General features: G+C 44.5%; 13 protein-coding genes and 1 pseudogene. 2 read left to right on the top strand and 12 right to left on the bottom strand.

Annotated elements, in window-relative coordinates:
• Positions 1-31: 31 nt before the first annotated feature.
• The 4 genes from HMPREF9708_RS07260 to HMPREF9708_RS07245 form a co-directional block, all read right to left on the bottom strand.
• Positions 32-343, bottom strand: a complete 312-nt coding sequence (locus tag HMPREF9708_RS07260) for an MFS transporter (protein WP_006309631.1) — start codon at positions 341-343, stop codon at positions 32-34.
• A 2-nt stretch (positions 344-345) separates the two neighbouring features.
• Positions 346-1,155, bottom strand: a complete 810-nt coding sequence (locus tag HMPREF9708_RS07255; RefSeq protein WP_006309630.1) for an aminoglycoside N(3)-acetyltransferase — start codon at positions 1,153-1,155, stop codon at positions 346-348.
• Between the two features lie 272 nt (positions 1,156-1,427).
• Entirely contained in the window at positions 1,428-2,780 is a 1,353-nt protein-coding gene (locus HMPREF9708_RS07250) for a DUF2254 domain-containing protein (RefSeq protein ID WP_006309629.1), read from the bottom strand.
• A 259-nt stretch (positions 2,781-3,039) separates the two neighbouring features.
• Positions 3,040-4,221 (bottom strand): CapA family protein, encoded by a 1,182-nt coding sequence (locus HMPREF9708_RS07245; RefSeq protein WP_006309628.1) that lies wholly within the window; start codon positions 4,219-4,221, stop codon positions 3,040-3,042.
• Between the two features lie 207 nt (positions 4,222-4,428).
• Between HMPREF9708_RS07245 and HMPREF9708_RS07240 the strand changes: the two genes are divergently transcribed.
• Complete coding sequence (locus HMPREF9708_RS07240; protein WP_006309627.1) at positions 4,429-5,598, top strand: helix-turn-helix domain-containing protein; 1,170 nt, start codon at positions 4,429-4,431, stop codon at positions 5,596-5,598.
• Between the two features lie 980 nt (positions 5,599-6,578).
• Here the strand turns inward: HMPREF9708_RS07240 and HMPREF9708_RS07235 are convergent.
• Together HMPREF9708_RS07235 and HMPREF9708_RS07230 are read right to left on the bottom strand one after the other, a co-directional pair.
• A pseudogene (locus HMPREF9708_RS07235) lies at positions 6,579-9,119 on the bottom strand (pneumococcal-type histidine triad protein); the annotation flags it as partial.
• Positions 9,120-9,131: 12 nt separating this feature from the next.
• Positions 9,132-10,046 carry a metal ABC transporter solute-binding protein, Zn/Mn family gene (locus tag HMPREF9708_RS07230; protein WP_040448197.1) on the bottom strand — a complete coding sequence of 305 codons (915 nt, stop codon included), beginning with the start codon at positions 10,044-10,046 and terminating at the stop codon, positions 9,132-9,134.
• A gap of 1,245 nt (positions 10,047-11,291) precedes the next feature.
• On the opposite strand from HMPREF9708_RS07230, the gene HMPREF9708_RS07225 reads away from it, so the two are divergent.
• Positions 11,292-13,004 (top strand): Rqc2 family fibronectin-binding protein, encoded by a 1,713-nt coding sequence (locus tag HMPREF9708_RS07225; protein ID WP_006309624.1) that lies wholly within the window; start codon positions 11,292-11,294, stop codon positions 13,002-13,004.
• Between the two features lie 199 nt (positions 13,005-13,203).
• On the opposite strand, the gene HMPREF9708_RS07220 is transcribed toward HMPREF9708_RS07225, so the two are convergent.
• The 6 genes from HMPREF9708_RS07220 to parE form a co-directional block, all read right to left on the bottom strand.
• Positions 13,204-13,386 carry a hypothetical protein gene (locus HMPREF9708_RS07220; RefSeq protein WP_198004243.1) on the bottom strand — a complete coding sequence of 61 codons (183 nt, stop codon included), beginning with the start codon at positions 13,384-13,386 and terminating at the stop codon, positions 13,204-13,206.
• A gap of 73 nt (positions 13,387-13,459) precedes the next feature.
• Positions 13,460-14,389 carry a manganese-dependent inorganic pyrophosphatase gene (locus tag HMPREF9708_RS07215; RefSeq protein WP_006309623.1) on the bottom strand — a complete coding sequence of 310 codons (930 nt, stop codon included), beginning with the start codon at positions 14,387-14,389 and terminating at the stop codon, positions 13,460-13,462.
• Between the two features lie 186 nt (positions 14,390-14,575).
• Positions 14,576-15,346 carry a pyruvate formate-lyase-activating protein gene (pflA, locus tag HMPREF9708_RS07210; protein WP_006309622.1) on the bottom strand — a complete coding sequence of 257 codons (771 nt, stop codon included), beginning with the start codon at positions 15,344-15,346 and terminating at the stop codon, positions 14,576-14,578.
• Positions 15,347-15,417: 71 nt separating this feature from the next.
• Positions 15,418-17,712, bottom strand: a complete 2,295-nt coding sequence (pflB, locus tag HMPREF9708_RS07205) for a formate C-acetyltransferase (protein WP_006309621.1) — start codon at positions 17,710-17,712, stop codon at positions 15,418-15,420.
• A 462-nt stretch (positions 17,713-18,174) separates the two neighbouring features.
• Positions 18,175-20,664: a DNA topoisomerase IV subunit A gene (gene parC / locus HMPREF9708_RS07200; protein WP_006309620.1), complete on the bottom strand. Its 2,490-nt coding sequence runs from the start codon at positions 20,662-20,664 to the stop codon at positions 18,175-18,177.
• Positions 20,664-22,781, bottom strand: coding sequence for a DNA topoisomerase IV subunit B (parE, locus tag HMPREF9708_RS07195; RefSeq protein ID WP_006309619.1), 2,118 nt, complete (start codon positions 22,779-22,781; stop codon positions 20,664-20,666). The genes parC and parE overlap by 1 nt, the downstream gene beginning before the upstream one ends.
• Positions 22,782-23,952: the final 1,171 nt, after the last annotated feature.

The following is a 23,952-nucleotide window of genomic DNA, read 5'->3' as shown; positions in this document are numbered from 1 at the left end:
CTTTAGATAGAACGTTAACCAGGTGGCTAACTTATACTTGAAATTTACGTGGTTTAGAAAAAAATAAAAAGCTTACAATAATGAATAAAATTGCTCTGATAAAATTTGTGAAAATATCTGCATATGCTTTATTTTTTGTTTTATCTACAAAATATCCAGTAAAAACAGATAAAAAATCGGGTAATACTTCAGAAATAGTTATTAAAGAAATAGCCAGAGTACTATTATCTAATAAATTTGCATAAGTTATCATCACTATGTAAAAGAATGAATCACCAATAACTGAAAGACAATCAGAAATAGTAATATAGCGGTATTCTTTGTTCTTAAAAAAAACATTCATATTTATTTCTCCTGATAATATTTTACTGCATAATCTACACAGTCTCTCATACTAAAACAATAAATCTTTGAACCATATACTGTTTCAGTTTTCGGGGGCATTGTATTAAAAAAACTTTCTTGAAGTTCTAAATAGTCATCGTAGATATCTAAATCCACATTTAAAAAAGTCTCCCACTTTTCTTTTCCATTTATAACTACTTTACTGGTTTCTTTAATTGACTCGCGTCCAATAATACTTTCTGCAAAATGTATAGATGTGTTAGATTCAAAATCAGTGCCGACCAATAATACTTTAGCATTTAGATTATATAGTTTGTCTAGTGGGGAACCTTTTCCAAATGGAAAATCTAATTTTTCTCCACTAGTTATAAATTTCGCTTCATTACCTATCGCTGAAAATGAGTACATCGGATGATTGCTTCTATTTGATTCTGGAAGCATTCTAATAAAATTACTGAACTCTCCCATAGTCGAAGAATAAGAGGTTTTCGGGTTATATGGTGGTAAATTTTCTTTAATTATTTCTATCCAATCTTTTGGTACCGGAGGGTATTCCCAGTCTTTAGGATCTGAAATCTCTACTGTCTGTGACGGAACAACAATTGTTCCTGTATCTCCAAGAACATTCATTAGTGCATTAAATACTGTCTCAGCTCCACCAACAATATAACCCATTGACCTTAAAGAAATATGGGCAATTACAATATCTCCTTTACTTAATCCAAGATTAGTAAAGATGTTTACTAATTCTTTTACTGTAATTGGTTTCCCGTTGTTAGATATTACTTCCTCCATGTATTCAAATGACATTTCTTTCTCCACCTTTTAAAAAAATTTGTTATTTCTTGATATAACGCCCCTTCAAATACACCAGGTGAAAATCTAAAATAACTTTTTTGCTGATCGTTAGTGATAATCTCAATCCTACAATACCTTAATCCAAAACTAGTCCCTTTAATTAACTACAATTTTTTTGATATATGTCTAATCCGATGACCCGATCATCCTCAATAATTTCCACTTGAAGCCATTTTCAATTTTATTGACCAAGGACGAAGGGTTAATATTTTAAGGACTTTGCCTTATTTTTTGAGTCCAAATGCTAAGAGCCCCTTGTCTTCTTCCTCTTCGGTGCTGTCTCTGTTGATCAATTCGTCTCTTTTTAATACAAAGTCCTGATAGATATGATCAAGCGGTTCGATAAAGGCAGGACTGGTCATCGCCCCTTTACATTCTTCATAACAATAGATGAAGAACTGCTCGATTTCTTCATGAACAGATTGATCGGATACATGATAGATCATAAAGATACTTGATAAAATCGCCTTTGCGACTTCAGGGTCGTCTTTTCCATAATGGAGAATTTGATTGTAGGACAAACTGAGTTCTTCTTTGGCCGAATAGTTATTATAGATGATTTTACTATTATCGTCTTCATTTAATATCTGATAAAAGTTTTTAGAGGAGAATAGTTTCCCTAATAGAATCCCGACTTTAATAATCGCTTCTGAGGCGGTGTTTGGATCATTGATGCCTGGACTGAGGGCTCTTAAAGCAATTTCTACAATGTTTGTAATTTCATGGTGGTAGTCTCTGGTGTCATTTTTTCGGACATTGATAATGATATTGTCGGATATTTTCTTTAATAATTTCTCTTCTCGTTCTCTATCTAATGTTTGTGAGACATTGAAATCACCAATATACATGTTATCTAAGACATAGTCCCCGATTCGCTTATTGACTATAATCTCATACTTTGAGTCTTTAATGAGGTTAATCATCTTATCGGCATTAATCGTGTAGAGGTAGCCCGACTTGTTGGCATAGATTTTATAAGACTGGGCCCACTCATCAACAGAGAATCGCTCAGATAACCTTCGCCTTTCAGACTCCTGGTCGATCAGTTTAGCCGCATGAACATATAAGTTCTCAATAATATTGCCTACTTTAATGTCTTTTAAGACCCTTTTGACGAAGAGGATAAAGGAGATCATCGTCGCAACGGCATAAAAGATCCCAATGGTCCCAGAAATCAAGGGTAAGTCACTATCGATATTTTGAATCATAAAAAGTGACAGCACCGTATAGAAAAAGCCTCCAATGAATACGCCAAAAAGGCTTAGGACATTTGGCTTATCGATAAAGTCTTGAACAATTCGAGGCGTAAAAGAATCAGAATACTTATTTAAGACCGTTAGAATAGTCGTAAAAGTAAAAGTGGAGACAGTTAGAAAGGTCCCACTTAAGTTAGATAAGAAAGAGGAGGTCACTTCTGGCGACAGTAACAAAATATGGGGGAAATTTAACTTTAAAGCGGGTTTTTGATAGTCAAAAAACCTGGTAATAATTAGAAGTATCAGCGATAAGAAGATATATCTTGTAATTCGAATGATATTGCGATTGTTATTATAAAAAAGTTTTAATTGTTCGATCATGGGTCACCTACTATAATTTTACTCTAATTTCCATTATACAATGAATCAGAAATAATAGCTGTAAAGAATTAATGGACGAACCGATTGGCATCCTCTTTATAAGCATTACGGCGGACCCGTCATCTTTGCATGCAAACAAAAAGACCTTAGGCATCTCGTCTAAGGTCTTTTTGATTGCGATTCTTCAGCTGGCTGGTAGTGCTTCTAGCCATCGGCTAAGCCTCGCTTGTTCTGGCAGGGCTTTTTATCAACCAGTCATTCACTCAGCGCTAGATTCTTTTGACCCTGCCTTCTCCTTATGGAAGGTTTCGACTACTTGCACAGTATTGGTATATCCCTTTAGGCGTTGGCTGACTTCCTGGTAGAGTTCATCACCATTCCATAAGCCATACTGAGCTTGGGCCTGAGCCAGAGGGACAACCAAATAGGTATTCCATTCTGGATAGCCAAAGTTGTAAGTTGGCATCACCCGCAGGCTTTCCAATTCGACCTTGCCCTTAGCCAGCTTCTTGAAGGTAAACTCCCCAATCCCTCCGACCTTCTCATAGGTCTTGACTTGACCAGAGAGGAAGTTACCGTGTGAATACCAAGCCACTTGGGAAGGCGAGAATTGCTTCATGGGCTGCATAATATGCGAATGACCCCCTAGGACCAGGTTGGCTCCTGAATCGATTAAGAGTTGTGTCCAATCTAACTGGTCTTGGACCGGATAGAAGGCATCTTGACCATAGTGGATCATGACCACTGAAAGGTCACAGTGCTGGTTGAGCCGCTCGATCTCTAAGGGAATCAAATCCTTATCAATCAGGGTCACTGAATATGGCGCTTGGGCTGGGATGGCCAAGCCATTGGTTCCATAGGTATAGGATAAGAAGCCTACCTTGATCCCATTCTTCTCAATAATTCGGATCCGGTTATAGTCATCCCAGGACTCATAAGAGCCCACATACTCCATACCCTTGGTTTTGAGATTATTAATTGAAGCCAGGACACCGTCTAAGCCGAAGTCGACGGTATGATTAGTCGCATTTGAGACAATATCCACTCCACAATTTAGGAGGGCATCGACAATTTCTTCCGGTGCGTTGAAGCGCGGATAGGTTGAGACCCCTAATTGAGAGCCCGCCACAATCGTCTCCATATTAGCGGTGGTGATGTCACTACCCGCTAGATCTTCCTTCACCGGTTCAAACATCTGGTCAAAAACATAACCACTCTCCCGCTGCCCATCATAATAGACGCCATCATGTAGGAGGATATCGCCAATCGACCGGATGGTCACCGTCTGATTGATTCCAGGTTCTGGCTGGACCTCCTGAGTCGTCTCAAGGCTTGTTGACGAATCCTCCTGGGGTTCCCGGTCCGGTCCACCGTTGGACTGACAGCCCATCCCCAAGGACAAGAGGACTGTTAGCAGGACTATTTTGAATTGATCTTTCATTGTCTACCTCCTTCACCACTCCACCCACTTCTATTATCCTTATATTACTCGAATATGAGACCGATTTCCATTGTGACCTGTTGGGAAGTTTCACCCTCGCTATTACTAATTTAGACAAGATTCTAATTAATAATGACTATACTTAATTAATGGTCAGCTTGTCTTTATTGAGATATAATGAACTTATCTTAGCGAAAGGAGCCTTCTATGTATAACCAAACCACTGCCAACGTGCAAAACCGCTATTTCACTTCCAATAAAGTCGATAGCCAACAAATTAAGCCCTTTAACCGGCTGGTCTCCATCAAGAAGGCTCAATCCGATGCCCTGCTCTGCTTTAATCAACCCGTTCGGATTACCGAACACAAGGGCTTGGCCCTCTTAGTGGTGACCCACGATCCCGTCCAAAAGGATAGCTACCATTCCTTTATCCTCCAGGATTCGATCACCCTCAAACCCCATACCTATTTCAATACCCTGGCCTTGAGTCCGGACTGCCAGGTCTATCTCGAACCTACAGACAATGAAGATCCACAAATCATCGCCATCAAGGACCGCATCAAGGTCGAAATGCCCCCAGCGACCATTGACGTTCAAACCATCTATGGCCTTCACCACCAGGTCTACTCCAATGGCGAGTCTTTACCCCGAAGCCCCCATGCCTATTATGAGCTCTTGATTGTCGACCATGGAGAGATTGAGATTGAAGTCAACCACCATACCCGTCACCGGTTGAGTCAGCACTATGCCTGGGTCAATTATCCTGGACAGAAGTACCGGATCAATTTCACCCAAGACGGGATGGCCACCCTGATTTCAATCCTCTTTAAGGCCAAGGGCCTCCCCGATACGATTGCTCAGCGGCCCATGATCCTTGGTCACCGGCAGTTACAGATTATCGAAAGGATCATTCGCCTTTCCAACCAGAATATCAAACAAATGCCCTTCTTCTATGACGAGATGCTGACGAGTCTACAATTGGTCATGGTCCAGATGGTCAACACTGATGCCAGCCACCAGGAAGGAATTACCTCTTCCATGCGGGAAAATTATGAGAGTGAGACCTTCCAGGAAATCATTAACTTCTTGGAAGCCAATGTCCAGGACCAGCACCAAGTCAACGATCTGGTCGACCATTTCAATATTTCCCGGTCGAGCCTGCAAGCCCTCTTTAACAAGTATACTGGTCAGACCCCCAAGGCTTATATCAATAGCTTACGCTTAAAGCGCAGCAAATTAATGATTCATGACTCCAAGTACACCCTCTCAGAAATTGCCAGCCAATTGGGCTATGGGTCGATCCAATACTTCTCCCGGGCCTTTAGTAAGGAATTTGGGATCAGCCCTTCAAATTACGCCAAATCGATCGTTAAATAAAGCAATCGTCTTAACCGAACAATAAGCCCCCTAAAAGTGAGTGGTTGATCCTCACCTTTAGGGGGCATTTATTTTCAAGAGCTAAGCTCTGAAGTGACTCTTTTTTACAATTATCTTTAATTTACTGCAGTCTCTTCCGTGGTTTCCTCTGCTGTAGCGGGCATGTCTGGGGTCGCTTGGTCTTCCCCTTCAAGAGAATCAGTGTCTTGGGCAGGGTCAGCTGCTTCTTCACTGGTCTCAAGCTCCTCTGCTGGCTCAGCATGGTCTGACTCAGGAGCGAGATCCTCTCCTGCTTGCTCATCAGGGGTCTCGGCAGAAGTTGGTTCAGATTCTGCTTCCTCATCAGGTGTCGCAGCAGAAGAAGGTTCAGATTCTGCTTGAGGACGGTCCGGTAGTTGGGTCTTACCTTGGTAGGCATCCAATACTTCTTGCTGGGTTAAGCGAATTTCTTGGCCGTCATTGAGGAGGATTTGGAAGGTTTGATCCAGGATCTGGAAGCGAATGGCACTTCTTTCCACTTGATAATGATCCATCAAGAAGTCGATTAATTGTTCCTGACTGACTCCTGGTTCTTGGTCTTTTTCCTTGTCTGCGGCTGCTTGGCGCTTAGCCAGAATCTCTTTGGCGGGTCCTTGGAGATGACTTGGCAATTGGTTGAGGCTCAAGGCAAGGTAAGAAGAGCCAGCTGGCTTAGGAATCGAGAAGGTCCCATCTGGATAGACCAGGGTTGCGGGATCTTCTAAGTCGGATAAGTCAAAGATATACCCTTCATCATTCGCATAGAGCCCTTTCGCCAGAGCGGCATTCACTTCTTCGGCCGAATGGATGATCTGCCAGTTCTTTAACTGTGCGCGATCTTCAAGCGGTGTGACATTTGGCACGTAACGAATCTCACCTGTCTCTTCTTCTTCATCATGCCCTTCACTGGTCCAAGGTTTTGGCCGGTATTGTGGATGCTGCATCAAGTATTTGATGGTAGCGATCTGTTCCTTGGAGATATCCTCATAACGCACGATGTGGATATGGTCAATATGGGGAATGACAAAGCTAGAACCTGTATCATAAGTAGCTGATCCAGCATGGAATTTCAGTTGACTGAGTGGAACATAAAGTCCTGGCTCTAACTCCCCAGGTCCGACTGGAGCAATCGGGTACTGGTATTGGTAGTTCTGATTGATATTTAATTGAAGTTCCGCAAAGGCAATCTTCTGTTGGTTCAAATCCTTCTGAGCAACAAATTGCTCCTGACCTTGACTGCGGTAGCGATAACCCACTTGACCATTCTGGGTGGTCCGCTCGATCACAGTGGTAGGATCAAAGTCCTTATTAACTTGATCCTTGTGGTCATTTTCAGATTCATCGATTGGTTGACCCTGTTTTGCTTGCCAGAAATCAAGCGCTGCTTTCAATTCTTGTGGATTCAAGTCTTCCTTGGCTACATAATGGATATGGTCCATGTGCGGAATCGTAAAGCCACTGCCATCATAATCGCTGATATCTGCTGCATCAAAGATATAGCCATCACTGGTGGTATACCGTCCTTGGCGCTTAGCTTCCGCAATTTCTTGAGGACTATAGACAATCTGACTGTTTGGCTTGCCTTGACGTTGGTCTAAAGGCGTAAAATCACCCGTTTCAGCCGGTTTTGTCTGGTCAGGATCCTTTGGATCCTCTTGGCTTGGTTGATCGTCCTTGGACGGTTTTTTGCCTGGTTCAGTTGGATTTGCACCTTGGCCTGGATCATCGGCTGGACTTGGGCTAGAGGATACTTGGCCATTCACCTTCATCTGAGCTAACTTGGCTTCTAAGGGTGATAAGTCAGATGCTAAGATGACGTGCTCGTGGTCCCCATGGGGCACCCGGTAGGCTAATTGACCACCGATCCGTGTGGCTTTAATGATTTGGTCTGGGTCAAAGACTAAACCGTCCCTTTCAACATGGCGCTGACTTAATGGCAGGGCATAGAGTTGGGCTAAGAGACTTTGGTAGTCGGATCCTGGACGAGAAGTGTCTGGCTGGGTCTCCTCTGTGCCAGTAGAGTTGCCTGGCTTGGGTTGTTTAGGTTTTGGTGAGGGCTCATGGGAGGAGTCACTCGCTTGTTGGCCAAGGTGTTGCCGGATATAGTCTTTGGCTGCCTTTAATTCTTGGGCATTCAAGTCTTTAAAGGGAACATAATGGAAGTGCTCATGGTGCTTAGCCACTAGGCCGAAGTCATCCGCTGAAACAATGGATTCAACGGTGAAGACATAACCATCATCCGTTGTATACCGTCCCCCCACCTGACTTCCTTCTTGCCGGTTCTTGTTCGAATGACCAGTTGACTGAGAGCCTGCTAGGGCTGAATGAGTCTTGCCAGATCGTAGGACGGAATCGGCAATCGCAATCTCACCGGCAGATAAATCACTCTTAGGAATAAAGTGATAGTGGTCGCCATGGGGTACAATATAGCCGTTCCCTAAGTCTTTCAAGACATCATAAGGGCTAAAAACATAGCCATCATCGGTCATATAACGACCTTTTTGGTCCCGGCTACCTGACTCATGGCGAACTGAAGTCGCGCTGGTCCCTTTCTTATCGGATTTTTCTTTGCCGTGGGCTAGAAAGGCCTGGTGGGATTTTTCCACCATTTTTTTGATGGTAGTGAGGTCTTGACTGTCGATACCCTCTTCATGGTAAAGATAGTGCTTGCCTTCAATATCAACGACCTTGTAGTTGCCCCAGTCCATGACCTGATCATCAGGGTTGAATTCATAGTCTTCAGGGGCTACGAATAGGTCACTAATGGCGATAGTGTCATCTGGAAGACCTGGTAGCACGTATAAGTCCATGCCGATGAGCGCCACATAATCTTGTTCCGTTAGATAGGTCAAGACCGGTTGTAGGTCTTCATCCGGCTGATCTTGTTGCAAGTCCTTTAGTAAGGTATCCAAGTCCCGCTCTAATTCATAATAAATCTCACTATCTTCTGGTAAGTCATATTCTTCTTTAAGCTTAATAATTTGATGGGCATCCTCAGGGTGAACCCCATTCGACTGGAGGAAGATCTCTTGAATGGTCCGGTAACCAGGATGGTCCTTACCTAATTCACTATAGATATAATATTGACCATCCACTTCCACCACATAGCCTTGGTCGATCTCATAGACAACATCCGCTTCGTCAAATTGGTAGCCTTCTGGTGCCACGATTTCTTCAGAATAGATGGAATTTTCTGGAACAGGGCCATTATAGTAGTGGTAATGGTCGCCATGCGAGGTGATATACCCTTCTTCCTTCACGACAACCACGATCTGTTCAGAGGACAAGCCCTCTGCTTGGTTGACGTCCTCTTGGCTCATCCCTTGAGTGTCTTCAATGACTTCCTTATCTTCTTGGTCAGCAGCATCTGCCTGGTCCTCATCCACTTGGCTATCTACATAGTCAATCTGAGCGGCAACTTGATGCGGTAAGACCACTGCTCCGCCTAAGACTAAGCTTGAAGATAGGATCAGGGTCAGCCATTTCTTATGATTTTCTTTCATTTAGTTTCCTCCTTATGATTGGAGCCCTTGATAGAGGGTCTCAATGGTTTCGCGTAAGTTCTCAATAAAGGTCTTGGTATTTTGCGGGTCTGACTCTAAAGGACTAAGTGTTTCAATCTTAGCCCCGGTCGTATTGGCCACTAATTCGGCTGCTTTAGGGCTGACATTCGGCTCGACAAAAATCGTCTGCACTCCATTGTCTTCCACGAATTGGTTCACTTTCAAGAGCTGCTTAGATCCAGGCTCAATATCTGACGACACCCCAGAAATACCTAACTGGTTCAAACCAAACCGCTTGGCTAAATAGGAGAAGGCCGTATGTTGGGTCACAAAGGTCTTATTGGATAAAGCCTCAAATTTGGGTTGGTATTCTTCAACCAAGGCTTGAGCTTCTTGGGTAAATGCTTGTGCATTGGCTTGATAGTCCGAAGCATGGTCCGGATCGATCTCACTCAACTGGTCAGCGATCAATTGGATCTCATTTGCCACTTCCAAGGGATCCAGCCAAGTATGTGGGTCATACATAGAAGACTCACTCATCCCACCAATCGCTTCTACCTCTTCCAGTCCAGCGACCTTATCCATATCCAGTCCTTCAGAAGCTTCAACCATCCGTACATCTTTGTCCTTAAGGGTCTGCTTTAACTTCTTGACCCATGATTCTAAGATCGAGGAGTGGTAGATGAAGATATCGGCCTCCGCGATGGCTGCAACATCCGCTACTGATGGTTCAAATCCATGAATGCCATTCCCAGAATTGATCATTTGTACCTGGTGAATATCCCCAACTACTTGCTTGGTTAAGGCATACATTGGATAAAAACTCGTAACAATCTTCAAGCGATTTTCTTGGGCTTTAAGGCTAGTCGGCACCAGTAAGCTGGTTACGAGCATGACCAAGGCGATCGCTTGTTTCATTCGTTTCATTATATTCATGTGATCCTCTCCTTGTAAAATTCTACTCACAAATAGTAATCATTACTTTTATATTTGTCAAGGGTTTTTCAAAAAAATTTGAGGAGGGTCTGTCAGGTGTCAGTCAATGCTTATAAAATATGATGATTTTAGTTACCACAACTCTTTAAAAGCAGGCCAGGTGTCGGCTATTAATTACAGGGAACCGCCTTCCAAAGCAATACATATCTAGGATTGGCCACTTGGATTAAATGAGGAAAAAACAAAAAATAAGGCAAGATAACCGTCAATCAGTCAGGTCCAATGCTTATCATAGGGACCGCCTTCCAAAGCAAGCCTTTTCCAGGCTCGATCCACTAGGCAATGCCTAAACGGTAAACCGTAAGGCATTGCATGCTACGTGGATCGTCCTTCTTCCTATGATTAAGCATTGGAACCTTCCTTTTATTGACGGATTCATGTCCTTATCTATTTAAAGTATTCTAAATTAATCCAACTGGCAAAATAGAAAATAATTGAATAAATCTTGTGAATAACAGTAACAAATCTTACTTTGATCACATTTTAAGAAATAGGTCATCACCCTGAATCTTAAAATCAAAGTTAAATAATGAAGGAACAAAGACTGATGTTTAATATCACCCTAGACAATCAAGAAATAGAATCTAGATTTTATCAATTCAGATCAAGACAAGAAAAGGTGATAATTAAATGAATATCTAAAAAACAAAGATTGTTCGATCACGAAGCAATCGATCTACCATGACATGATAGGTATATTGCCCTACCGGCTTATCGATCGTCGTTCGCCCTTTTATATTTATTTAAAAAATGTTAGGCTATCTCGATGAGTACTGTATTTATAAATTAAGTTCTAAGTTCAGCAATAAATTCATGGCACATTAATTCTGTTTATATGGCTAAGAGGAAGACAATAAAAAAGCAGGCGAAGCGAATGTAAAATCACAGGACAGTGGAAGGCCCACGCAGCTTGCAATGCCTTACGGTTTACCGTCTAGGCATTGCCTAGTGGGCCTAGCCCGGAAAAGCTTGGCTTTGGAGGGCGGTCCCCTGTGATTTTTCAATTCGATACAGACTGCTTTTTGAACCCTCGGTATATAATTTTGTCCATTCGGTCCACCCTTTTTTTTCAATTTAATATCCTTTGGTACCTAATGAAGTTTTATATGTGCTTGCTAGCATCTCTTTGTTATTTCAGTTAAAATAAAGGTTATAGATTTTAGGGGAGTGATTGAGTTGGCAATTGATGGATTCTTTACGCGAGCTTTGGTGCAAGAATTGCAGGAAAGCTTAAACCAAGGACGGATTCATAAGATCTACCAGCCCTTTCAACAAGAACTACAGATGGTGATTCGGTCAAATCGAACCAATTACCGACTGGCAGGATCCAGCCATCCCACTAACTTCGCCCTCTATTTGACGGAGGAACGACCCGCAAACCCTGAACAGGCCCCGATGTTCTGTATGCTGTTAAGGAAGCACCTTATCGGCACCCGGATCCTGGCGATTGAACAATATCAGAATGACCGGATCATCGACTTCTATCTTCAAGGACGGGACGAGATTGGGGTTGATCAAGAATATCTCTTAACCTTCGAATTAATGGGCCGGCACTCCAATATTATTCTGGTCAACCAGGCCAACCAAGAAATCATTGACTGCATCAAGCATGTCCCCGTCTACCAGAATAGCTATCGTATTCTAGCTCCTGGTGCCCCTTTTAAACGCCCTCCCCAGAATACAGACCAGGTCAACCTCTTCGCTCTTGATGACTCGGCTCTCTTTAACTTTGCCTCGGACCACCAAGACCTCCTGGCTGAGGGTCAAGGCTTTAAGGTGATTCAGGGAATGTCCAAGCTCTCTGCCTCTGCCCTAGCCTATTGGATGCAGGCAAGTGGGGGCTCCTTGTCTGCCCTGGCCGCCCTGGAACGGCTCAAGTCGATCATGGCCTACCCAGCCCCCGTCCTCTATAAGAGTCAAGACAAGGTCCAATTCTATGCCTTTAAATTACCCCAACTGGATAGTCCGAGCCAGGTCTACCCTTCCCTATCCCAACTATTAGAAGGCTTCTTAGCTGAGAAGATTCATCTGGACCGGGTCAAACAGGTCACAGGGACGCTCTTAGACCGGATCCAGCACACCATTAAAAAGAACCAGAAGAAACTGACTAAATTGGCCCAGGACCGGCAAGTGGCCAGTCAGGCAGATGACTACCGGATCCAAGGCGAACTCTTGAATGCCTATGCCTACCAAGTCAGTAAGGGGCAAGACCAGATTGAAGTCACCAATTACTATGATAATTCGCAAATGAAAATTGATTTAGACCCCCAGCTCTCAGCCGTTGAAAATGCCCAGGTTTATTTCAAAAAGTATCAGAAATACCGCGATGCCCTCAAATATATTGACCATGAGCGCCAAACGGCGCAAGAAGAGATTGATTATCTAGAAGGGATCCTCGTCCAACTGGACCAAGCCGACCTGGAAGATATCGAGACCATCAAGCAAGAACTGATCCACCAAGGCTATGTGACCCAGAAGAAAGGCTCTAGCAAGAAGCGGGCCAAAACCCAGTCCAAGCCGCGCCGGTTCAAGTCTTCGGATGGTGTCATGATCTATGTGGGACGCAACAACCAACAAAATGACGAGCTCTCCCTCAAGAAGGCCTCTAAGAACCACTGGTGGCTCCATGCCAAGGATATTCCAGGTGCCCATGTGATCATCGAATCCGATGCTCCCAGCGACTTAACCTTGACTCAGGCCGCTAACCTGGCTGCCTACTTCTCTAAGTCTGCCCATTCAGCCAATGTCCCCGTCGACACGGTCCAGACCAAGCACCTGCGAAAACCTAACGGTGCCCGCCCGGGTTATGTGATCTACGAAGGCCAGCGCACGCTCTACGTGACCCCTGATGAAGAATTGGTGAAAGAATTACAAGTGGATGAAAGATAATCTTCAAACAAATAAAGTCAAAAAAAACACCGACTTCCTAATCATCATGGAATGTCCCACTAGCCAAGACCTAAGCGGTAAAGCACAAGGTCTTGGAATTAAGGGAGACCTTCCAACTTCCTATGATTGAGGAGGCGGTGTTTGTTTATTTATGATTATTTCATTTTTTTAAATTTACTCTGATTCTGGTGACTGTCCTTTACCTTCTACCAGCTACTGCCCAGATCACACAGCCGATCAGGACCAATAATCCGCCAACCGTCTTTTGCGTCTTGTGCTTAGAATGGTCCTTTCCAGTCAAAATGGCATGTGCTAATAAAGATAAGCCGAGAAAAATGATTAAGAAATAATAGTTAGACTTCACCCAATCGATGATCAACACCTCCGATTCTCTGAAGATAGAACCATACTCCACCTCTCACCCGCTTCGGAATGGACCTCTTAACGAAACGATCCTAGCGGTTGTAAACCGCTGTTAATGGTGGCACGACTTGCTTCTTACGGGAAACAACTCCAGCCAATTCTAGGACTTGGTCTTCAATCTTGGTATCGAAGGCCTCTTCAACCAGGCTAAGGTCACGTCCAATAGCAAGACCTAGGGAAGTTGATTCCAGGACATCGGTAAGAACCATTAGGTAAAGGTCGAGGTCTAATTCTTGGCGTTTGGCCTCCATCACAGCCAACAAACCTTGCTTACGGCTTAGAATCTCATCAAAACCAATAATATTGACTTGACCGATGCGAACATGTTGATCTTTCAAGATAAAGGTCTTGGCATCCCCTTCCACAATGTCTTCATCAGTCTGCTTGCTTAAATCAGCCCCTGCCTTAAGGAATTCAAGACCGTAGGCTTCCAGGTCTACTTGAGCAATCTTAGCGAGTTCTTGACCGATCGCCTTGTCTTGGTCCGTTGTGGTTGGAGACTTGAAGAGTAAGGTGTCAGAGATAATCGCAGACAACATAATCCCAGCATAGTTCTGAGGAATCTCATGTCCATATTCTTTAAAGAGTTTATAGAGGATACTTGCTGTACAGCCGATCGGTTCTGCCCGGTAGAAGAGCGGTTGTGACGTATTGAAGCCTGAGATCCGATGGTGGTCAATCACATAGTCCACTTGGACTTGGTCTAAGTCATCAACCGATTGTTGCGGTTCATTATGGTCAACCAGGGCCACATGAACCACTTCATTAGCAGCTGTCTCAATCACCCTCGGATAGTCGAAACCAAACTTATCCAAGGCAAAAGCGGGTTCCCCCGTAATCTCTCCCAAGGCAACCGCCTCTGCTTCATGTCCTTCCTGGTTCAAGAAGTAAGCGAAAGTCAATGCTGATGCGATGGTATCAGTGTCGGGGTTCTTGTGGCCAAATACTAAATATTTTGTCATGTTAGGTCCTCCTCCTTAGTTTACCTTCTTATTCTATCATTGTTTCATGGCAAATTAAATCCAAATCCAGGGATAATTTATTGAAGACCCTCAGTCTAAAAAAACCACCCCCAAGCCGCTGCTTATAGAGGCGACTCAGGAGTGGTGGCGTTAGGATAAAGAGGTGATTCAAGCGAGTGCTGGCGCTTAATCGTCTAAATAACCGGTATATTCTGCTGTCCTCAAGATCCTTTTCGCATTTTCGACCCGTTCCTGACTGGGCGGTTCAATCCCCTCTAGCCGATATTTAAAGCCAAGAGCCGTATATTTATAGATCCCCATGGTATGGTAAGGCAGGACCTCAAACTTGCGGACGTTATCCAGTTGGGCCACATAATCGGACAGACGGTGTAAGAAGTCATCATAATCTGTTCGTTCAGGCACTAGGACATGCCGGATCCAGACGGGTTGGCCTTTTTGGGATAAGTATTCGGCCATGTCGAGGATATTCTGGTTGGTCCAGCCCGTTAACTTACGGTGGCCAATGGGATCGATATGCTTGATATCGAAGAGAATCAAGTCCGTCACTTCAAGTAACTGGTCAAATTTGGCTAGCCATTCAGGATCATGACTAAAAGGTTGGCCACAGGTATCGAGGGTTGTATGAACACCATGCTGTTTACAGATGCCGAAATACTCAATTAAGAAGTCCATCTGTAAGAGGGGTTCACCACCCGAAGCTGTAACGCCCCCCTTGTCTCCCCAGAAAGCCCGGTATTGGTAAGCTTCATCAAATAAGGCTTGCGGTGTGTAGGGCTTCCCTCCCGTAATCTGCCAGGTGTCCGGATTATGGCAGAATTCACACCGCATGCGGCAGCCTTGCATGAAGGAGATGAAGCGAATACCAGGACCATCAACTGAACCAAAAGATTCAGTCGAGTGCACGTATCCGGTTGTCGTTGTCGGTAGTTGAGGCATGTCATCACTCCTTATTCTACAAGCCTGTTGTTTCTAGGCAGGAGTGGTCGGTCGAATTCAGCATCACCCGCCTAGATTGAATCGTGGATAATCCGGTGTTTGATATCTTCAATTTGAGCTGGGGTCGCCTTAGCGATCTCGAGCGCATAACCGGATACCCGAATTGTATATTGTGGGTATTTCTCTGGGTGGTCAAGCACATCCAGTAACTCTTCCTTGGTGTGAACGTTCACGTTCAAGTGGTGGCCCCCATTGTTTGCGAAGTAGCCATCTAAAAGATGCGATAAATTGTCAATTTGGCTTGCTTGTTCCTTACCGAGAGTCTTAGGAGAGACCGCCCAAGTGTAAGAAGTTCCATCCTTAACGTCTTCGAAGTCGAACTTAGCCAAGGACATAAGAGAAGCCAATGCCCCTTTATTAGTTGCGGTATAACTTGGGTTTGCCCCAGGAGAAAGTGGTGTGTAAGCCTTGCGGTAACCAGCATATTGGCTATCTTGACCGGTGAAGAGCGCTCCTAATGCCTCGCCATAGACAATATTGGAAGTAATAGTCAAGAGAGAAGTGGTGATTTCTGAATCACGGTAAGTTGGTTGGGTCTTCAACTTATCAACAAATTGTTTCACCAAACCAGTCGCGATTTCATCGGCTTGTGGGTCATTATTACCAAAGGTTGGGAATTGGTCACCTTCCACCACATAGTCCACTGGGAAGCCATCTTCATCCCGAATAATCCGGACCTTGGCATATTTAACCGCAGAGATGGAGTCTGCAGAGAGTGAGATTCCCGCAATACCAGTTGCCATCATCCGGTGTAACTTAGTGCTCATTAAAGCAAATTGAATCGCTTCATAAGCATATTTATCATGCATATAGTGGATGATATTGAGTGAACGGACATAAGTCTTAGCCACCCAGTCCATGACGATGTCTAATTTAGCCATTAATTCATCATAATCGAGGTAGTCGCCTTCAATTGGTTCAAGTCCTGGAATGACTTTACGACGGGTCTTCTCATCCACACCACCAGAAACCGCATAAAGGAGCATCTTAGGCATTGAAGCACGCGCACCAAAGAACTGCATAGAGTCACCGGTATTCCCCGCTGTTGGGCTGACACAACACGCAATGGACACGTCACTTGAATCATAGTATTCACGCATCACATCATCGTTCTCATATTGGATCGCACTGGTATCAATCGAAACTTGAGTCGCAAATTGCTTGAATCCTTGTGGCAGTTGCTTAGACCAGAAGATGGTCATGTTAGGTTCAGGCGCATTTCCAATGGTGTAGAGGGTGTTGAGTACCCGGAAGTCGGTCTTGGTCACCAAGGATTGTTGGTCATCCTTCATTCCCGCAATGGTCATGGTCAACCAAACAGGGTCCCCTGAGAAGAGCGCATCGTATTCTTCGGTCCGCATTTGACGGATAAGACGCAATTTCATCACAAAGTGGTCGACTAATTCTTGCGCACCCGCTTCATCTAAGATACCCCGCTCCAAGTCGCGCTCAATATAGATATCGAAGAAGGCATCAAGCCGTCCTAGAGATTGAGCCGCCCCATTATCTTCCTTGTTGGTTGCTAGGATACCAAAGTAAACCCATTGAATAGCTTCTTGAGCAGTCGTTGCTGGTTTAGAAATGTCATAACCATACTTGGCCGCTAATTCCTTCAATTCACCGAGGGCACGGTATTGGTCATAGATTTCTTCACGAAGACGAATATCTTCTTCAGTGTAAGTATCCGCTTCTAGGTCTTGCCAGTCTTGAACCTTTTGTTCAATCAAGAAGTCAACCCCATAAAGCGCAATCCGACGGTAGTCTGCAATAATCCGACCACGACCATAAGCATCTGGTAAACCAGTCAATAACTTATTGTGACGCGCTGCCTTAATGTCCTTATCATAGACATCGAAGACTCCTTGGTTATGCGTCTTACGGTGAATCGAGAAGAACTTCTCAACTTCTGGGTCTAATTCGTAGCCATAAGATTGGAGGGCTGATTTAGCCATTCTTAAGCCGCCATAGACATTCAAGGTCCGCTTCAAAGGCTTGTCTGTTTGGAAGCCGACAATCTTTTCTAAATCTTTATCTAAATAAGCCGCATCATAGGCGTTGATCCGAGATACGATCTTGGTTTCAGCATCTAGAACCCCACCATTGGCTTGTTCTTGTTCCTTGAGTTCAACGACCTCTTGCCATAGCTCCTTAGTAGCTGGCGTTGCATCGGCTAAGAAAGAGGCGTCGCCAACATATTCTTTGTAATTTTGATGAATAAAGTCTTGGGTATCAATCCCTTCCATCCATACGCCAGGTTTGAAACCTTCCCATGCCTTCATAGCGGGTGTTTTTTCTGCTAGTTCCATATCTCGTCTCCTTTTTCTGATGATAATGACTAAACTTTTCTACGAACCAAATATAACACATTGTCATTATTTAGTAAACAGAAATTGTGAGTTATTTCATTTAATTTAAACTTGATCTAAAGGCTTTTATATTACAAAAGTTAATAAATAGCCCTTAAAAAGTGTGCTGTTTACTTTTATGTTATATAACAGTTATCTGCGATCTGTTTAGTAAAAATGAAACAGTTTGCGCCGCTGGTCTACTTGCTCATAAAAGAGCCGTTGATGACCACCGTCTTAGTGTTGGCCTTTCTAAGTGGATGATGGGACTGGCAATAAACAAAAAAAACACCAAATGCTGGATCTGAGGTTAGAGTTGGCACCTCACCATGGCGGTTGAGGCCCTCTCTATGATTCAACATTCGGTGTGATTTATTGCTTGATAAGAAGCTGACACCCATCAATAGTGCTTATTTATATGGACTAGTCTTCATCCAATAACTTGAGACGGGCGATATGCAGACCCACCACTTGGCCTAAATCGACCTCTGCTTGCAGGGCCGAACCATTATTCAACCGGTCACTTAAACCGATATCAAAGGCCATCAACTCCCAGGTCTGTCCGGTATCGCCTTGAATAATGACCGGTACATTCCCCTTGACCAGCGCCACTGCTTCTTGGATGCGGTGAGGGTTGGTCTTCAATTCCTTGAGGATTAAAGTTCCTAAGGCCCCGCGATTCGCCTGGGCAAGCTTTTCAAGGTCCATCCGCTTTAAATTCGCCCGTTGGGTCAGAATCAGCACTTGCGGTCTTTCAATGGCTTGATCAATCAGGAAGCCGGCTACTACCCGGTCCCCTTCTTTAAGCTTCATGGCGATCACCCCTTGGGCCTTGAGCCCCTGGACGGCTACTTGGTCGAGGTCAAAGCGTAAGCCATAGGACCGGTAGGTCATGAGGGCCACTTGATAAGTATGGCCTGAACGCACTTGGTAGGCCGCTACCAGCCGGTCCGCCTCATCCTGCATCTTGATGGCCGTCATGGTCCGGGTCTTATAAGAGCGATAAGTGGTAAATTCACTGAGGGCTGTTTGCTTAATCCGACCCGACTGGGTCATCATCACCAGCCGGTCTTCATTTTCCGAGTCAAGTCCTTCAAGCTTCTGACTGAAGACCGCGACCACTTGTTCACCCTTTTCCAATTGATAGCGTTGGGACCAGTGGAGGCCCAAGTCTTTCCAACGAATATCAGGCAACTCATAGACGGGCAGATGAAGGTAGTTGCCACGGGATGTTAAGATGACCACGGCATCGTGGGTGGATAATTCTCGAACAAAAAGCGGGTAATCCAGGTCTCTTGAGCCGAGGTCCGTTGAATCCGAGGCAGTAAAGGATCTCACAGAAGTCCGCTTTATATACCCTTCCTTGGTGATCGAGACATAGACCCGTTCTTCGGGAATGGTCATGGTCTTCTCAATGGTAATGGTTTCCACTTCTGCTTCAATCTCCGTCAAACGAGGGGTCGCATACTTCTTCTTAAGTTCCTTGAATTCCTTAATCAAGACCTGGTTGAGCGCCTTGGGCTGGTTCAAGATATTCTCATACATATGAATGGCTTCATTCAGGCTGAGCTTCTCATCCTGTAAGGAGACAATATCCGTATTGGTCAACCGGTATAATTGGAGGTTGACAATGGCTTCGGCTTGGTCGAGTGAAAAGTCATATTCCGCCACCAAATTCTTCTTAGCATCCGCCTTGCTATCGGATTGACGAATGGTTTGGATGACTTCATCTAAAATCGAAACCATCCGGATCAGGCCATCGACCAAGTGGAGCCGGTCTTGGTCCTTCATAAGTTGGAATTGAGTCCGCCGCCGCACAACTTCTTTCTGGTGGTCTAGATAAGCGGATAACATTTGTTGGAGGGAACATAGGACTGGTTGGTAGTTATGGATGGCCACCATGTTAAAGTGGTAGTTCACTTGTAAGTCCGTATGCTTATAAAGATAGGCTAAAATGGCTTCAGCCTCAACATCCCGCTTAAGTTCCACAATAATCGATACGCCAGACATATCCGAGTCGTCGCGGACTTCACTGATGCCTTCGATCTTCTTAGAGAGTCGAATCTCATCTAGGCGCTGGATTAACTTGGCCTTATTCACATCATAAGGGATCTCCTCGATCACCAATTGAGACCGGTTCCCCTTGAGAGGCTCAATTCGGACCTTAGACCGGACAAGGACCTTACCCTGCCCTGTCTGGTAGGCCTGTTTCAAGTCATCTTCCCCTTGGATGATTCCGCCGGTTGGAAAGTCGGGCCCCGGGATATAAGCCATCACTTGGTCCAGGGTCACTGCTTGCCCTTTCGCTTCTTGGTTGAGCATAAAAATTAAAGCATCCAGTACTTCTCCTAGATTATGGGGTGGAATATCGGTCGCATAACCTGCTGAGATCCCGGTCGCCCCATTCACCAAGAGGTTGGGAAAATGAGCGGGTAGGACCTTGGGTTCTTCCACTGTGTCATCAAAGTTGAGCATCCAATCGACGGTCTCTGCATGGATGTCCTTGAGTAACTCCATGGCCACCTTGGACAAGCGGGCTTCAGTATACCGCATGGCTGCTGCGGGGTCCCCATCCATCGACCCATTATTTCCATGCATGTCAATCAAGGGCACACGGTTCTTCCAGGTCTGGGACATCCGCACCATGGCTTCATAGACAGAAGAATCCCCATGGGGATGGTAATTGCCGATGACATTCCCGACCGTTTTAGCCGACTTGCGATAGGGTTTCTCCGCGGTATTTCCATCCGTCAGCATGGCATAGAGAATCCGCCTTTGAACTGGCTTGAGCCCATCACGAATATCCGGTAGGGCCCGATCTTGGATGATATATTTTGAATAGCGACCAAACCGGTCACCAATGATCGAAGCAAAGTTTAACTCCTGCACGCCTCGATTAATTGCCTCTGCCATTAGCTTTCACCTCCAAATAAATTCAACTGGCCATCTTGATCACTGAAGAGGTCCAAATCTTCCACTCGTGATTGATCATGGACGGGTGAGGTCGAATCCTCGCCTGGTTGGGTCAATAGGTCCTCTTTATCCGCTTGGCTGAGCGTTTGTTTTTGGTCATTGAGTAAGGAGTCTTCTTCCTCCATGGTGAATTGGACATGGGACTCAATCCACTTGCGACGGGGTGCTACCTTGTTGCCCATCAGCGTTGATAAGCGTTTCTCCGCCAGGGCTTCATCCTCCAAGGTGACCCGGATCAAAAGTCGTGTCTCAGGATTCATGGTCGTCTCCCACAGCTGGTCGGCATTCATTTCCCCTAACCCCTTGTAGCGTTGGAGCAGGTATCCCTTACCCACTTGCTTGATCTTGGCTTGTAATTCCTCATCGGTCCAAGCATATTCCGAAATGGCCTTCTTACCCTGGCCTTTCGATACTTTATAAAGGGGTGGCATGGCCAAATAGATCTTGCCTGCCTCGATCAAAGGCTTCATATAACGGAAGAAGAAGGTCAAGAGCAGGACTTGGATATGGGCTCCGTCCGTATCCGCATCGGTCATGATAATAATCTTGTCATAATTAATTGCCTTGATGTCAAAGTCAGGACCGACTCCTCCTCCGATCGCATAGATCATGGTATTAATCTCTTCATTCTTCATGATCTCAGTCAAAGAAGCCTTCTCCGTATTGATCACCTTCCCCCGCAAGGGAAGAATGGCTTGAAATTTACGGTCTCGGCCTAATTTAGCAGACCCACCTGCTGAATCGCCTTCGACCAGGTAGAGTTCATTCTTACTGGCATTCTTGGACTGGGCCTTGGTCAATTTACCAGAGATCAGCTTCTCCTGTTGCTTGCCTGAAGCAGCCGAACGTGAAGCATCCCGGGCCTTGCGCGCAGCCTCTCGGGTCTCGCGCGCCTTAAGCGCCTTACGCAGAATATTCTGTGCCCAATGGCCATTCTCCGCCAAATAATAACCCAATTGTTCCATCACCATCGATTCAACCAGCGTCCGCGCTTTGGGTGTCCCGAGCTTGTCTTTGGTCTGACCCTCGAATTGCAGGTACTGTTCCGGAATCCGAACCGACACAATCGCTGCCAATCCCTCGCGCACATCAGACCCTTCTAGGTTCTTATCCTTGTCCTTGATCAAGTTGATCTTGCGGCCATAATCATTAAAGGCCTTGGTAATTCCAGCCTTCATACCCGTCTCATGGGTCCCGCCGCCCGGTGTGCGGACATTATTGGCAAAGGAGAGGATGGTTTCAGAATAACCGTCGTTGTATTGCATAGCAAAGTCGACTTCAAAGTCCTCTTGCACTGATGAGAAAGAAAAAACCTGTCCCATGGTCTCCTTGTCTTCATTGAGGTATTGGATAAAATCATGGAGGCCCTTCTCATAATAGAAGGTATTTTCCAGCCCCTTGGCTTGGTCCTTGAGTTGAATGGTTAGCCTCTTCAAGAGAAAGGCAGATTCCCGCAAGCGTTCAGCAATCGTTTCATAGTGGATGGAGGCTTGGTGGAAGATGTCAGGATCCGGTAAGAAATGCACTTGGGTCCCCGACTTGATCTTAGAAGTGGACTTCTTCTTAATGAGGCCTGAAGCCGGTTGCCCGCCATCCTTAAATTGCATAGTGTATTCATAACCCTCACGGATCACACTGACTTCCAACCACTTGGATAAGGCATTCACAACTGAAGCCCCTACACCGTGCAGCCCACCAGCCGTCTTATACCCACCTTGGCCAAACTTGCCCCCGGCGTGGAGGATGGTGAAGATGACCTGGATTGTTGGCAGACCTGACGCATGGTTACCTACCGGCATCCCCCGCCCATTATCCGTAATCCGGACCGATCCATCCGCTTCGAGGACCACTTCAATCTGGTCAGCGAAGCCCGATAAGACTTCATCGACTGCATTATCGACAATCTCATAGATCAGATGGTGTAAGCCTCTCTGGTCGGTTGACCCGATATACATACCGGGTCGTTTACGGACGGCTTCCAATCCTTGAAGGATTTGGATGGCATCATCATTATAGTTGGTTAAATTGGCTGTTTCATTTGCTTTATCTTTGGCCATAGTGTCACCCTTTTATACTTTCTTTAACTATCCTATCATAGCAGAAGCTTGGCCCCTTTAGCAATTCTATCTGGTTCCCTTGCTAGCTGTTGATTATGTCTGGCGATGTGGTCAATCAAAAAAGAGAGATAGCTGACAATAAGGCAGGTCACAATCCTTTTCATGGGGACCGTCTTCCAAAGCCTCTGCTTTTCGGCTTATCTAACTGGATTAAGGAATTAAAAACTAAAAAACTAGAAGAGAGATAACCGTCAATAAGGCAGATCCAATCCTTATCATAGGGGACCGTCTTCCAAAGCTTTTGCTTTTCCAGACTCGATCCACTAGGCAATGCCTAGACGGTAAACCGTAAGACATTGCACGCTACGTGGATCGTCCTCCTTCCTATGATTAAGCATTGGACCTGCCTTTTATTGACGGATTTTTCTCTCGATTTATTTAAGACTTTTAAATCAATTCAGATAATATAAATAAGAAAGTGATTTAATAGGATGTTGCCAATAAAATGTTAAATCTTTAATCAAACAAATCAAAATATTTTCCTAGCAAACCTGGTCTAACTTTTAAAAGAAGGATTAGAGGTCAACTTTTAAAAGAATCCTAATAAGTATAAAAGAAAACCTCGTCTTTATGGGATGACATAATAGCTAAACAATCGAAGGATAGCTTACCTAGTTTCTCATAATAAGCAGCCGAAGATTTATTGAAAACCACAATCACTAGTGGTTGCCTTTGTTCATTGTCAGGCCAATTATAGATAAACTCTTGAAATGTTCACATTCCTTCGGTAATAATGGCTGTCATACTTAACTTTTGCGGAAAGCAAATATTAAATGGCGGCTTCATCTATTGATACAAGCTAATTAATGAAGCCAATAAATAAGAAGCTACTGTTATTTTAGTTATTCACTAAACCTCGCTTTTTTATAATCATACTTTTCAAAACATCTATTAGCCACCATAAAAAATATAACTTTACTCATTCTCTTTGAAGGTAAGGATTAAGTAGGAACCTAAAATGCTTTAATTTGATCAAATAAAGATCTAACAATTATATTGTCAGTCTTTATTTATTTTTTATTATTTTGGCAAATGGATGAATTTACAAGACTTAAATAAGAAAACATATAATCCGTCAATAAAAGGCAGGTCACACTGCTTAATCATAGGA

The organism is Facklamia languida CCUG 37842 (assembly GCF_000245795.1).
In the GTDB taxonomy this organism is placed as follows: Bacteria; Bacillota; Bacilli; order Lactobacillales; family Aerococcaceae; genus Facklamia; species Facklamia languida.
Note: the sequence above shows the minus strand (reverse complement) of the source record. Positions and strands in the feature narration are given on the sequence as shown.

What these genes read in the sequence shown, in the direction of transcription:
- HMPREF9708_RS07260 (WP_006309631.1), bottom strand. Translation starts at nt 343, where the DNA reads ATGAATGTTTTTTTTAAGAACAAAGAATACCGCTATATTACTATTTCT.
- HMPREF9708_RS07255 (WP_006309630.1), bottom strand. Translation starts at nt 1,155, where the DNA reads ATGTCATTTGAATACATGGAGGAAGTAATATCTAACAACGGGAAACCA.
- HMPREF9708_RS07250 (WP_006309629.1), bottom strand. Translation starts at nt 2,780, where the DNA reads ATGATCGAACAATTAAAACTTTTTTATAATAACAATCGCAATATCATT.
- HMPREF9708_RS07245 (WP_006309628.1), bottom strand. Translation starts at nt 4,221, where the DNA reads ATGAAAGATCAATTCAAAATAGTCCTGCTAACAGTCCTCTTGTCCTTG.
- HMPREF9708_RS07240 (WP_006309627.1), top strand. Translation starts at nt 4,429, where the DNA reads ATGTATAACCAAACCACTGCCAACGTGCAAAACCGCTATTTCACTTCC.
- HMPREF9708_RS07230 (WP_040448197.1), bottom strand. Translation starts at nt 10,046, where the DNA reads ATGAAACGAATGAAACAAGCGATCGCCTTGGTCATGCTCGTAACCAGC.
- HMPREF9708_RS07215 (WP_006309623.1), bottom strand. Translation starts at nt 14,389, where the DNA reads ATGACAAAATATTTAGTATTTGGCCACAAGAACCCCGACACTGATACC.
- pflA (WP_006309622.1), bottom strand. Translation starts at nt 15,346, where the DNA reads ATGCCTCAACTACCGACAACGACAACCGGATACGTGCACTCGACTGAA.
- pflB (WP_006309621.1), bottom strand. Translation starts at nt 17,712, where the DNA reads ATGGAACTAGCAGAAAAAACACCCGCTATGAAGGCATGGGAAGGTTTC.
- parC (WP_006309620.1), bottom strand. Translation starts at nt 20,664, where the DNA reads ATGGCAGAGGCAATTAATCGAGGCGTGCAGGAGTTAAACTTTGCTTCG.
- parE (WP_006309619.1), bottom strand. Translation starts at nt 22,781, where the DNA reads ATGGCCAAAGATAAAGCAAATGAAACAGCCAATTTAACCAACTATAAT.